Raw genomic sequence first — 12,151 nt, forward strand, 5'->3', positions numbered from 1 at the left:
CAATCAGGCGTGACCCGCCCCCTGTGGGAGCGAGCTTGCTCGCGCAGGCGTCGCTCAGGACACCGAAAATCATTCAGATAGCAGCAAACCGCTTATCCAGATAATCAATGATTACCTTGGACTCATACATCCAGGTCGTCTGCCCATTCTCTTCAATGCGCAGGCACGGCACCTTGATCTTGCCACCCTGTTCCAGCAGCGTCTGGCGGTCATGCTCGTTGTTCTTCGCGTCCTTCAGTGCGACCGGCACATTCAGGCGACGCAGGGTGCGGCGGGTTTTCACGCAGAACGGGCAGGCGTGGAACTGGTACAGCGTCAGGTCTTTGGCGGCCGAGTTGACCTGTGCCTGAACTTCGGCCGGACGCTGTTTCTTGCCCGGGCGGGTAATGAAGTCGATGAAGATGATCAGTTGGCCGAGGCCGACACGAAGCGCTTTGACGAACACGTTGAAAGCCTCACGGTGCAAAAAGAGAAGGGCGCGCAGCTTACCCGATTTTTTGCGGGCGAAAAAAAACCGGCGATGAATGCCGGTTTTCTTCGTACCGCGAATTACTTGATCAGGCTGAGGAATTCGCTGCGGGTTGCCGCGTTTTCGCGGAACTCACCGAGCATCACCGAAGTGATCATCGACGAATTCTGTTTCTCGACACCGCGCATCATCATGCACATGTGCTTGGCCTCGATCACCACGGCCACGCCCAGCGCGCCGGTGACTTGCTGCACCGCATCGGCGATCTGGCGGCTGAGGTTTTCCTGAATCTGCAGGCGGCGGGCGTACATGTCGACGATCCGCGCGACCTTCGACAGGCCCAGCACCTTGCCGCTCGGGATATACGCAACATGCGCCTTGCCGATGAACGGCAGCAGGTGGTGTTCGCACAACGAGTACAGCTCGATGTCCTTGACTAGCACCATTTCGCTGTTGTCGGAGCTGAACAGGGCACCATTGGTGACCTCTTCGAGCGTCTGTTCATAACCGCGGCAGAGGTACTGCATGGCTTTAGCGGCACGCTTTGGCGTGTCGAGCAGGCCCTCGCGGGACACGTCCTCGCCCAGTTGGCCGAGAATCGCGGTGTAGTTCTGTTCCAGTGTCACAGGGGCTGATTCCATAAGGGTTTCAGAGGGGTACTGTTTCTGTCTGTACCAATTTTGTACCAATCAAGCTGTTTTCGAGCTTACCGAGTTCACCCCAGTCAGTGCTGGAATTGATCCATCGGGCGTAAGTCGATAGCAACATCTGAACGCTATGACCGAGCTGAGTGGCAATAAACGCAGGGTTCATACCCGCCATGAGGCACATGGTAGCGTATGTGTGTCGGCAGTTGTATTGCCGGCGGGCGCGAATCCCCAATTCGGTCAGTGCAGCCTGGAAGTGTTTGTCGGTCACACTCGATTGTTGAATGAACTCGAAGTTCTTGGTTGGCGGGAACACGTAGGGCGATTCGGCGCGTTTACGACGGCTCTGCAGGGCGCGTTGTTGCGCCTCCAGCTCTGCCTGCTCGAGGGCGTGCAGCGCGCGGCTATTGAGCATGACCTGTCGCACGTTCCGGGTTTTGGTGCGCTCCTCGATCTTGTAGTCCGCGACGATCCGACACACGTTGACCAGTCGCTTTTCCTTGTCGACCTCTTCCCAGCGCAGCGCCGCGATCTCGCTGGGGCGCATTCCGGTGTAGAAGGCGAACTCGAAGTACGCCGCGTAGATCCGCATTGAATGGGTCAGCGTTTTATATAGGTGTTCGATTATCTGGTTGGCCTCACCGACCGTGAAGGGATCGATGGGTTTCTTGGCCTTCACCGGCAGTTCGATGGACTCCACCGGGTTACGGTTGATCAGGCCGTCTTTCACTGCGGTACCGAACACCGTGGTCAGGCGCTGGATCGCCGCGCGCTTCACGCCCGGCGTCGGCCATTCGGTATTGGCCACCACCTTGCGCAGCATCACCGACGTGATGCTGTCGATGGGCAGCATTGCCAGATACGGCATCCAGTACAGATTGAGCGAGCCGAGGTAGTTCTTGCGTGTCCCGGCCACGATCTCGCGACTGTTGAGCCACTCCTGGGCGTACTCCCCGAAGCGGGGAGTCGCCGAGTAGTTGGCATAGGTGGAGTTGGGGAACAGTTCGGCATATCGCTGATCATCCAGAACGCCGTGCTTGATCAGGCTGGTTACGTTAGCGCGTAGGTCGGCGGCAGCCTTAATCCCCTTCGGCGTTGGGGGATAGGGGAGGGTTTCGCAACGGCGCTGCCCGTTCCAGGTGAAGCGAATGCGGACGGACTGTCCAGCAAATTCAACTCCGGTGGGCAATCCCATTGGCTTTCTAGCCATGCCTCGTATCTCCTCAGACTGTAATAAATGCGGCTATCGATGGTGTTCCAGACACCTTTGGGAATGACGCCTCTGGCGCGCTTACCTTGAAGCGCTCGGCGGGTGGTGCCGACCAACTCGGCCATCTTGTCTTCTGGAATCTTGTCCAGGTGGTAGGTCGGCAGCGATAAGTCTGCATCGTCATCAACGGGCGTATACCCCTCGGCAAGCTGCGCGGGCGGGCGATGCTGAGCGGTCAGCGTTGCATTGGGTGTCGCTGCCCGGCGCAGCTTTTCTTGGGGGGGAAGTGCCTCGGTAGCGGCTTGAGGAAAAGCACTAATGCCTGCTGCTGCGCAGCAGAGACCTTTTATTCCTTGAGTGTCGACGCGCGTGCTGTCGCAGAGCAACGCGGTCGATAATCGTGCTCGTATGCGAGATTGCTCGTCGCCTTGCTCTGAGATTCGATAATGAGTCGGTCCGAAGTAAGACAGTGTGCCGTTCATGCGGCCTCTCCCTCATTTGTAACCTGCAGAAGTTTTGCCATGGCCAGCGCTTGGTCGCGCAAGGCTCTGGTTTCGCGTTCGAGTTTTTTGCCTGTGCGGAAGGCGGCGAACGTATCGGCTGCGATCCGCAGTTTCTCGGCAATCTCCAGCAGGGTGATCCGTGCAGGTTCTCCAAGCTGCGCGGCCTCTACGGCGCGTTTGTAGAAGTCGTAAAGTTGCTCGTGTTTGTTTTGAACCTGCTTGAGCGATAGCGTGAGGTTGCGGATATCTTCAGATTTGTCAGCGCTCCGAACGGCTATGCCTTCGCTGTAGCCATCTGCATAACCCTCGGTGAGGCCGTTGTTGAATCCGTTCCGGTAGGCAAGCCAGTAAATGCCAGCGGTCATGAGGACGATTGCTATCAGCGCGCAGATTTGAATTGCTGTCATGTGGTGTGCTCCTGGTGATGTCATCGGCCGGTGGTGGCAGCCGCTTGGTTTGTGATTGTTACTCGTTGGTGTCGTCCTGCTGTCGCTGCATGTCTTCGTCGGCCTTGTAGGCGCGGATGTCGATCAGTGAGGCGATGTGCCTGATGTGGGCGTACTTCGGTGCCTTGCGGCTGGTGTCCAGTGTGGTGATGGGGAGCTGGATGCGGCCGCTGCTGATTTCGGCCGCGAACGATTGCTCGTTGAGGTTGCGAAAGTAGCGTTCGCGAACTCTGTCTAGCGGGATCAGGACGTCGCCGAAGGTGCGAAAGAGCAGCTCGACTGTGGCTGACTCCGGTGCCGGGTGTAGGCGCAGCGGGTTTTGTGCTGTGTTACTCATGGCTTTGTTGGGCCTCCTGGCGTTGTTTTCGGGCCGGGTGGTTCCAGGCGTTCAGGCAGTGTGTTCTGGTCAGCTCGCGCAGATGTTCGGGCACTTCGAGGAGCGCGGCGTTGCGCTCCTCTCGTGTCCGCATGGCGATGATCTGGCGGGCATATTCCCTAGGCCACGTCACGGTTGTCTGCCGGTATGGCAGGTAGGTCGATGTCCAACTGTTCGGCCAGCCAGCGGATGCCGGGTTGTTTCACCCTGGTCGACTGGCTGTACTGCATGCCGAGCTGGTCGTGGTACCACTGGCCGTCCTTGATGCGCATGTAGTCGCGGTCACGATTGGGGTAGGCCGGTAGGTTCTTCTCGTTGAGCAGGCCTTTTTCCCGCATGCGGGCGATGAGCTTTGGCCGGGTGAGGCCGAGTTGGGTTGCGGCTTGGGTGAGGTTGCGTTCCATGGCGTCCCCCTCATGCCGCGTGCGCGGCTGGGGTGGCCGCTGCAGCGAGGTGGTTGATGGACTCGGTGACCTTGCCGTAGATCTCGACATCAGTCCCGTACGCGGTGAAGCAGCGGGTGTGCGGGCTTTTGTTGCCGATGCTCAGGATGGTGGTGATACCTGAGCGCGATTGCGTTCTGTGTACCGCGACTTGCAGAGGGTAGTCGAAGCCCATTTCGAGGCTCAGCACACCGCCGGTGCGTACCAGCTCGAACACGCGTTGCTTGTCGGTGACCTCGAAGCGGCCATATTCGCGGCTGGCGTGCGGGCGGTGCACCAAGTCGCTGGTGTTGCTTGCGTCGAACGGGCCGTTGGCGATTTCTTCGATGAAGTCGGCCAGTTTGAGGTGTGTTTTCTTGTCGTTCTGCAGGGTCAGCGTGTGGCGTTCGCTGCCCAGCTCGACGACGAAGGTGCTCTCTGATGTGCCGCGTTCGACCTTGAGCCGGAATGCCAGGCACTCACGCTTGGGCGCTGTCCGGAGAACGTGGTTGAAGGTCTCGGTCAGGTTGACCTGGGCATTGAGCAACTGAAGCGTGAGGTTGTCGATTTTGTACTTGATCATGCTGCGTGCCCTCCGCCGTTCGGATCGAATTGGGTGGAGGTAGCGCGAGCTTGCTGCTTCGGTTTGCTGGTTACAAACAAGCAGCCGGTCTCGCGTGCTAGACGGCGGATCTCGAAGATGCGAGAAGGGTCAGCAGCGGCTGGATGGACGTGCAAAGTTGTTGTGGTGTGCATGGTTTTGCCTCGCTCTGTGGTGGAAGAGTGAGGCGAATATCAACCAGCGGTTGCAAAATGTCAATCGCAGGTTGATTTTTGCATGGCTTTATGTGGGTAGACGAAATAGTGGCGATTCGATAGCATCTAAGGACTAATAAACATTCATTTCAATCTATTTGTGGATGCAGTTTGTGCTGAAAAAGGGATGGAGTAATATTCGACAGGTTATCAAGGATGCTCGTTCATATAGTTATCGACGCATGAACTCGATTATAAGCGGTCTCGGGTTCGGAACCTTACTAATGATGATGAGCGTGACACTAATTGGTGGGGTGGGGCTATACATTGTATTGAAGCTAACCTACGGAATTGACTTGCCGCTTATTGGTTTAAACTTTGCGGGGCAGTCCGATAAGCTTGGGCAGTTTGGAGACTTTTTTGGTGGAGTCCTCAACCCACTACTAAGTTTTATGGCACTACTTGGGGTGCTGTACACAATTCGGACTCAAGGGCAGGAATTAAAAGAAGCTAGAGAGGAAACTAGGATAGCCAACCGAATTCAAGATAAGCAGACGGCTGTGTTTGAACGTCAGAATTTTGAATCTGTATTTTTTAGGCTAATTGATGTTCATTCAAATATTGCTGAGAGAATTCGTGACAAGACTGGCCTAATGGGCGGGAATGGTTTTGGACGTGCCGTTGAGCAAATTGTATTGAAGTATCGTTACGCTTGTGAGGACTTAGCTGACGCTCAAAGGTCAAAACCGAAGCCACAGTATGAGGCGAAAGATCCCGAAAAAACAACCGAGCAAGAGTTGTTGCAGCGGGCTTTTGATGAAGGTGTCTATCCTGAAATTCGTGTAATGCTTTCTCAGTATTATAGAAATATTTACCAGATACTTAAGCTGGTAGACGGTTTTAAGCTGGCCAATGAAGATCATGCCGCACGGCGCTCTGTTCGACAGGTTAGGTTGGAGTATTTTCATAAAAGACAATATTCTAATATTCTAAGGGCTCAGCTTTCCGATGATGAACTAAAGTTGTTGTTTTTTAATTGTGTGACGGTAAATGGTTCTGGGTTGAAGAGTTATGTAGAGCAATATTCTTTACTGAAGCATTTGCACACAGCTGAATTTCTCGCTGGAAGGCAAGAGTTGTATGAGTTGTATGAAGATATAGCTTATGCAGATTATGAAGATATTGGGATTGGCAGTATTCTGAAATACACAAAATCCCGAGTTTATAGCCAGTTGCGAGCCACGTATAGTAGTAATAGGTAGGCCACTTCATTCAGGGATGAATGATCCGACCACCTTACCGCAAATGTGCGTCTCTTCCGTGATGTCAATAATTGGATATTGCGGGTTGATTGGCCTGAGAAATTGTCGGCCAGCGTCTTCTACCAATATTTTGAAGGTTGCTTCATTTGTGCGCGGCACTCTGGCAATTACTCGGTCGCCGGTCTTTGTTTCTGCCTCAGGATCCACAAAAATGATACATCCTGTTGGGTAACTGCGCCCAGGGCCAGGATTCGTCATGGAGTCTCCGAGAACCTTCAAGGCATACCCTTGGTTGCTAATAGGAACCGGGCACGATAACCAAGAGTCACTCTCATAGTCCTCGATGTTTGAGATCGCCTCACACCAAGCCCCAGCCTGCACCCAAGAAATCAATGGAACTTTGCCAAAGCGCTGCCTGATCTCACGTACGTTGCTGGCGTCATCAGTAGTTATGTTACGAACATTACTATTCCCAGTTTGCTCTTTTGGCAGCACGCCGTATTCAAGCCATTCCCGCCTAACCCCAAGCCAAGAGCAGAGGGCACACATGCTGTCTGCCTCAGCCATCGCTTCTCCATTCAGCCACTTGCTGATGGCCTGGGTCGTTTTATCAACGCCCACGCTTTTCAACTGACGATGAATATCCACACCACGACCTCTGCTGCGTACGCCGGCATCGTCTAGTGCTTTGTGTAGGCGCTCGCTAAAAGCTGCGCGGAGAGAATTTTTATCAACCATGGGTTGAGAGTCTCATAAAGGTTGCGCAATAGTCAGTTGATCTATAACATCAACCGCAAGTTGATAAATGGAGGTTGTCATGTTGGACCCCGCAGATTTTCCTAGCGCGATTGCATTCGCGTTTGAAGCCGTAGGCGGCATCGGGGCCGCCGCGAGGGTATGCAATAGAAGCTATCAGGCGTTGAACAAATGGCGTCAGGCTGCATGCCTGCCGCGAACGGATTACACAGGTGAAACCAAATACGCCGAACTGCTGGCGGCAGCCGCGAGGGAGAAAGGTAATGCCTTCCAAGCTGCTTGGCTGTTGAACGCTTCTGCCCCTCAAAAAGCTGCGGCGTAGTAAGAAAAAAGGCGACCCAAAGGTCGCCCAGTTCCTCCCGACACGCACCACCACAGCGCTGTCGGGGCGCGATAAAGATAGGCGGGCACACCACATGCAACCACCTCTCTTTTTCGCGCTTTTCCAAGGCTCGGAAGCCTTGGTGTTGCTGCCTTTTCCACCACAGATTGGGCAGCTGTTGCGCCAGGGGTGAGCAACGGATTGCTCGCCCCGGCACGGTGCCGGTATCGATCCCTAAGATCTAGCCGGCGTTTGGGCCCTTTCAAGCCACGCGGCAAATGTATCACCACTACATGTCGCGCGGCACTGGCAACTTACAAGGATTAATGCCATGAGCCGTATCATTCTGAGCTCCGTTGAGCGGGCGCAGCGGCAAGTTTTGCCGCTCGATCTCGCGCTTTACCATGCTGCCCGGGACTACCCCGGTGGCGCCGCCGCCATCGCCGCCACCACCGGCCGTAATGCGACCACGCTGCAGCACAAGCTGTCCCCAACCCATCCCAGCCACACAGTGAACATTCAAGAGTTCGGCGAGATTCTGGAGCTGACGAAGGATCGCCGCATTCTGGATGCGGTGCATGCATTGGTCGGTGACACGACTTGGCAGGAGTTGGCTGAGGCGTACACCAACGACATGCCCGAGACGCTGACCACCGGGATTGCCGAGTACTTCCGGCAAGTGGCGGATCTGGCGGATACCTGGGCCAAGAGCATTGGCGACGGGGTGGTTTCCGATGAGGAACTCGCCGCGATTCGCCTGCAGGTGTTCCGTGGGATTCAGGGGCTGTTGGGGTTGTTCAACCGCGCCACGTATGTCAACCAGACGACGCGGGGTGTTGATCGTGGCTGACATTGCTGACTTCGCAAATGACCTGGTGCAGGAGCGTATCGATCAGGCGCTCGCTGCACGCAACGCCACCAAGCCTGCCTTGGTGGCGCATTCGTTTCTGTTCTGCGAAACGTGTGATGACCCGATCCCTGAGGCTCGTCGTTTGGCGCAGCCCGGTTGCACACAGTGCGTTGGGTGCCTTTCTCTCGTGGAATTGAAGGGGGCACACCATGCTCGATGAGGTATTGGGGCAATTCGCCGATTACGGGCTTGAACCTGCGCAACCGCTGGTGTTCGGCAAGCTGACACGGTGTAAGACCGCGCAGGACAAAGGGAAGGAAAAGAACGGCTGGTATGTCGTTCACGAGCAGCGCACGGAGAAAGGCGAGACGCTGATTTTCGGAGCGTTCGGTGATTGGCGTTCGGGTGAGTCGCAAAAGATCAAGGTGAAGGCCGGGCGGATGTCGCCGGAAGAACGTGAGGTCATGCGCGCTCGGCAGGATGAGGCAAAGCGTCGGGCTGCCGAGATCTCGGCCAATGCGGCCCGTCGTGCGGCGAATCGGGCGGCGGGGATGTTCAAACGCATGCCGGAAAAGGGCCGTAGCGACTATCTGGATCGAAAGCAGATTGTCGGCTTCGGGGTTCGGTATGCGCCGCGCACCGGGGCGTTTTTGGTACCAATGAGCAATGTGCGCGACGAGATTGTCGGCCTGCAGGTGGTGTTCCCGACCAAGCAAGAGGATACCGGCCGGGACAAATCCTATTGGCCTTACGGCATGTCCAAAGAGGGGGCTTTCCATCTGATCGGGCCGCACCCGGATCCGGGCGAGCCTGTATTGGTATGTGAGGGCTACGCGACCGGCGCAAGCCTGCATATGGCTACGTCACTGACCGTGGCCGTTGCGTTTGATGCGGGCAATTTGCTGGTGGTTTGCAAGGCCATGCGCGAGCGCTTCGCTGGTTGCCCGCTGATCATCTGCCGAGATGATGACTGGAAGACCACGAAGCCGAATGGCGATGCGTGGAACCCCGGTGAAGAGAAAGCGAACAACGCGGCGCTGATTGTCGGTGGTCAGGTGGTCGCGCCGATCTTTTCCGGAGAGCGGGAAGCCAAGTGGACCGACTTCAACGACCTGCATGTCGCGGAAGGTTTGGAAGCGGTGCGTCGTCAGGTGCTGGCAGTGGTCAAGCCGCCGGCCGCTGGTGGCTGGAAGGACATGCTGGCCCGCAGTGAAAGCGGCGCGTTGATTGCGCACATGCAGAACGTCGAGTTGATCCTGGCCAATGACGAACGCTGGGCCGGGGTGATCAGCTACAGCGCGTTCAGTTCGAAGATCGTAAAGCTGCGTGCGGCCCCATATGGCGGCGGCACAGGCGATTGGGCGGATATCGACGATGTGCGGGTGATGAAGTGGCTCGCGCAGCAGTACAACTTGCGGGTCAAGGCCTCGCATGTGATCGAGGCGGTGAGTGTGGTTGCGCATGACCATGCGTTTCATCCGGTGCGGCAGTACCTGCGCAAGCTTGAGTGGGATCGCGTGCCGCGCCTGGAAAGCTGGCTCACGGACGTCATGGGCGTCAAGGCAACCGACTATTCGTCCAAGGTTGGCAAGCGCTGGATGTTGTCAGCCGTGGCGCGGGTGATGAAGCCGGGCTGCAAGGCTGACTCGGTGATGATCCTTGAGGGTGCGCAGGGCGCTGGTAAGTCAACGGCGATGAGCATTCTCGGTGGTGAGTGGTTCATGGATACGCCGTTTGCCCTGGGCGACAAGGACGGGTTTCAGGCGATCCGGGGCAAGTGGATCGTCGAGCTGGGCGAGCTGGACAGTTTCAACAAGGCCGAGAGCACCAAGGCTAAACAGTTTTTCTCCGCGTCGACGGACACCTACCGCGAGAGCTACGGCCGCCGCACTATGGACGTGCCGCGTCAGTGCGTGTTCGTGGGTACGACGAACCAGGACGAGTACCTGAAGGACGCGACCGGTAACCGACGTTACTGGCCGGTGGCGTGTACCAAAGTGGATCTGGAGTTGTTGCGCTCGATGCGCGATCAGCTTTGGGCTGAAGCGGTGTTCTGCTACGACGCGGGCGATCTCTGGTGGGTGACGCTGGATGAGGCGTCGATGTTCGGTGAGGAGCAGGACGAGCGCTTTGTGGTGGATGAGTGGGAAGGTCCAATTCTGACCTGGCTTGAGGAGTCGCAGATCGGCGAAACCACCACGGGTAGCGAGGTGCTTGCCAATGCGCTGAAGCTGGACTTCGGGCATTGGGGTAAGCCGGAGCAGATGCGTGTCGGGGCGATCATGCATCGGTTGGGGTGGCGGCGTGTGCGGTTGCCTGCGCTGGTGAAAAGTGGGCAGCGGCCGTGGGCTTACAAGAAGCCGGCAGGGTGGGGCGGTGCTTCGGCGTTGCAGCGGGAAGCGTTTGAGGAGCCTTGCTTTGATTAAGGAGATCGATTCGCTTCTTCGGTCGTGGGCACTGGATCTGCATTCGGATCTCTCAAGTGGAGGTCTCGCAGGTGGGAATATGGTCGCCATGATGATGGAGACCAATGGTCAACTGATTCGGGGGCGACGAGCCTTCCGTGCGCCGCTGGAGAGTTCGTTGGACATCGAACTGATCGTGAACAAGCATCTCGCGCCCGAGCTGGTGACGGTCGTGCGTGAGCATTACTGCACGCACGATGTGGATATGCGTTTGCGGTACGCCCATTGCGGTTGCGGCCGCGACACGTATTACCAGCGCTTGCATGACGCGCACCTGCAGATCTTCGGTGTAATGATGGGGATGGCTGCGTGACTCCAGGCATTGCTCCCGCTATTGCTGTCCTACTGGCCCGCCTTGTCTCGCTGCGTTTCGATGCAGCGGGACAGGTGCGGGCCTTGTCGTTGTTGGCCTGTCCCACCGTCCCGCTTAGAAGTACCTCCCGCCCGTGTAAGCGGAGCGGGCGAGCAGTACGCGCTTACGCGCGAACGCGTGTTCTTTAATTTTCTTCCTTTACACGAGAAAAGAGAAAGATAAGTGGGACAGTGGGGCGAAGCCCCGAATTTAGGCGCTCTCAGGCGTCCCACTTCGATTCCGAAAAGTGGGACGTATGGGACACCACCGAAGCAACAGAATGCCGGGGTGGTGTATTCGCCGACATTCGCTAGGCGTTCACCCTGCGTTACCCACTTATTCACCGGGTGGCATTAAAACAGGGTTGCTGCCACCGGAATCGACCTGTAAAAAGTAGTCATCTTCGATAGGTGCGACCGCAGAGAGCGGCAGGCACCCACCACCAAACCCGGCCATTGCGCCGGGTTTTTTATTGACTAGGTTTTTTGTACTCAAGCGAGTAGCGCAGGTAGTTCTTGAAGAAGTAGGCAGTGGCCAGCAATACCAGCACACCGAGAGCAGCCATGATCAGAGTAAGGGTGCGCGTTAGGCTAACGGGGGCGTCACTCGTGCCCAAGAGATAGAGACTATGGGCATGGCTGAATGTGAGCGCAGCAAGGCAACACCAGGCTGCGAAAATTTTGAACTCAATGAGTCGCTTTTCACTGATTGAAAAATAAGTGAATACGGCAGAAAGAAGCGCCAAAACAAACGTTGCTTTTTCCATTGGATGTTCCCTTAAACATGAGTCGAAAGGCTTGAGCCTAAGCCTCTCAATGACCGCCGACAAGTGAATTGCTCAGACGTGTTTTGATTTGGAGACGTGATGACAAACGAACAACAAGCACTGGCAGAGATGCCGATCTGGTTAGTGATCGTCCTGGCCCTGGTCGGTGGCGTATCGGGAGAGATGTGGCGGGCCGACAAGGACGGGGCGCGGGGATGGGCACTGTTGCGCAGACTCGCGCTTCGATCCGGGGCCTGCATTGTCTGCGGGGTGTCGGCGATGATGTTGATGATCGCAGCCGGCATGACGATCTGGACGGCAGGCGCCTTGGGTTGCCTGACGGCGATGGCCGGTGCCGATGTGGCCATCGGGTTGTACGAACGATGGGCTGCCAAGCGGCTGGGCCTTTCCGAGTCGGCATCGACCGACCGAACCTAGGTGCGGGGCCGACCGGGGGGGGGCGGTTTTTCCGGGTCCTCCCCGAGGGCCGCCCCCTACACGGGTTAGCGAACTCGCGGGATCTCTGCAGCTGAGAATTTGGCAGGGATG

17 protein-coding genes are annotated in these 12,151 nt (G+C 56.7%); 7 read left to right on the forward strand and 10 right to left on the reverse strand.

The genetic code is table 11. The features are described from left to right. Positions 1-73: 73 nt before the first annotated feature. From AC27VU_RS05585 to AC27VU_RS05620, 8 genes are all read right to left on the reverse strand, one after another. Positions 74-445: a glutathione S-transferase N-terminal domain-containing protein gene (locus AC27VU_RS05585; RefSeq protein ID WP_003223187.1), complete on the reverse strand. Its 372-nt coding sequence runs from the start codon at positions 443-445 to the stop codon at positions 74-76. 104 nt (positions 446-549) lie between these two features. After that, entirely contained in the window at positions 550-1,095 is a 546-nt protein-coding gene (folE, locus tag AC27VU_RS05590) for a GTP cyclohydrolase I FolE (RefSeq protein ID WP_010456659.1), read from the reverse strand. A 22-nt stretch (positions 1,096-1,117) separates the two neighbouring features. Next, entirely contained in the window at positions 1,118-2,266 is a 1,149-nt protein-coding gene (locus AC27VU_RS05595; RefSeq protein ID WP_488723705.1) for a tyrosine-type recombinase/integrase, read from the reverse strand. Further along, on the reverse strand, positions 2,167-2,808 hold the full coding sequence (locus tag AC27VU_RS05600) for a hypothetical protein (protein ID WP_488723608.1): 642 nt from the start codon (positions 2,806-2,808) through the stop codon (positions 2,167-2,169). The genes AC27VU_RS05595 and AC27VU_RS05600 overlap by 100 nt, the downstream gene beginning before the upstream one ends. Next, a complete protein-coding gene (locus tag AC27VU_RS05605) occupies positions 2,805-3,236 on the reverse strand; it encodes a hypothetical protein (protein ID WP_488723609.1) in 432 nt (143 codons plus the stop codon). The genes AC27VU_RS05600 and AC27VU_RS05605 overlap by 4 nt, the downstream gene beginning before the upstream one ends. 58 nt (positions 3,237-3,294) lie before the next feature. Further along, on the reverse strand, positions 3,295-3,612 hold the full coding sequence (locus AC27VU_RS05610; protein ID WP_488723610.1) for a pyocin activator PrtN family protein: 318 nt from the start codon (positions 3,610-3,612) through the stop codon (positions 3,295-3,297). A gap of 158 nt (positions 3,613-3,770) precedes the next feature. After that, positions 3,771-4,055, reverse strand: a complete 285-nt coding sequence (locus tag AC27VU_RS05615) for a phage antirepressor KilAC domain-containing protein (protein WP_488723611.1) — start codon at positions 4,053-4,055, stop codon at positions 3,771-3,773. A gap of 10 nt (positions 4,056-4,065) precedes the next feature. Next, complete coding sequence (locus tag AC27VU_RS05620; RefSeq protein WP_488723612.1) at positions 4,066-4,656, reverse strand: hypothetical protein; 591 nt, start codon at positions 4,654-4,656, stop codon at positions 4,066-4,068. A gap of 457 nt (positions 4,657-5,113) precedes the next feature. Here AC27VU_RS05620 and AC27VU_RS05625 point away from each other — a divergent pair, with 457 nt between their 5' ends. Next, positions 5,114-6,091 (forward strand): putative phage abortive infection protein, encoded by a 978-nt coding sequence (locus AC27VU_RS05625; RefSeq protein ID WP_488723613.1) that lies wholly within the window; start codon positions 5,114-5,116, stop codon positions 6,089-6,091. A gap of 6 nt (positions 6,092-6,097) precedes the next feature. Here the strand turns inward: AC27VU_RS05625 and AC27VU_RS05630 are convergent, their stop codons facing one another. After that, positions 6,098-6,829 (reverse strand): LexA family protein, encoded by a 732-nt coding sequence (locus tag AC27VU_RS05630; RefSeq protein WP_488723614.1) that lies wholly within the window; start codon positions 6,827-6,829, stop codon positions 6,098-6,100. 79 nt (positions 6,830-6,908) lie between these two features. On the opposite strand from AC27VU_RS05630, the gene AC27VU_RS05635 reads away from it, so the two are divergent. From AC27VU_RS05635 to AC27VU_RS05655, 5 genes are all read left to right on the forward strand, one after another. Next, positions 6,909-7,169 (forward strand): hypothetical protein, encoded by a 261-nt coding sequence (locus AC27VU_RS05635; RefSeq protein ID WP_488723615.1) that lies wholly within the window; start codon positions 6,909-6,911, stop codon positions 7,167-7,169. Positions 7,170-7,500: 331 nt separating this feature from the next. Then, positions 7,501-8,019, forward strand: coding sequence for a phage regulatory CII family protein (locus AC27VU_RS05640; protein WP_473014954.1), 519 nt, complete (start codon positions 7,501-7,503; stop codon positions 8,017-8,019). Next, positions 8,012-8,239 (forward strand): TraR/DksA family transcriptional regulator, encoded by a 228-nt coding sequence (locus tag AC27VU_RS05645; protein WP_098968436.1) that lies wholly within the window; start codon positions 8,012-8,014, stop codon positions 8,237-8,239. The genes AC27VU_RS05640 and AC27VU_RS05645 overlap by 8 nt, the downstream gene beginning before the upstream one ends. Next, positions 8,229-10,445 carry a VapE domain-containing protein gene (locus AC27VU_RS05650; RefSeq protein WP_488723616.1) on the forward strand — a complete coding sequence of 739 codons (2,217 nt, stop codon included), beginning with the start codon at positions 8,229-8,231 and terminating at the stop codon, positions 10,443-10,445. Before AC27VU_RS05645 ends, AC27VU_RS05650 begins: the two co-directional genes overlap by 11 nt. Then, the gene (locus AC27VU_RS05655) at positions 10,438-10,797 is read left to right on the forward strand and encodes a PA0613 family protein (protein ID WP_103520668.1); all 360 of its coding nucleotides are present in this window, start codon (positions 10,438-10,440) and stop codon (positions 10,795-10,797) included. Before AC27VU_RS05650 ends, AC27VU_RS05655 begins: the two co-directional genes overlap by 8 nt. Positions 10,798-11,305: 508 nt before the next feature. Here AC27VU_RS05655 and AC27VU_RS05660 read toward each other — a convergent pair. After that, a complete protein-coding gene (locus AC27VU_RS05660; RefSeq protein ID WP_488723617.1) occupies positions 11,306-11,602 on the reverse strand; it encodes a hypothetical protein in 297 nt (98 codons plus the stop codon). A 99-nt stretch (positions 11,603-11,701) separates the two neighbouring features. On the opposite strand from AC27VU_RS05660, the gene AC27VU_RS05665 reads away from it, so the two are divergent. Further along, entirely contained in the window at positions 11,702-12,040 is a 339-nt protein-coding gene (locus tag AC27VU_RS05665; protein ID WP_459668322.1) for a phage holin family protein, read from the forward strand. The last annotated feature ends 111 nt before the right edge of the window (positions 12,041-12,151 follow it).

Source organism: Pseudomonas sp. 14P5.3.2, assembly GCF_057799175.1.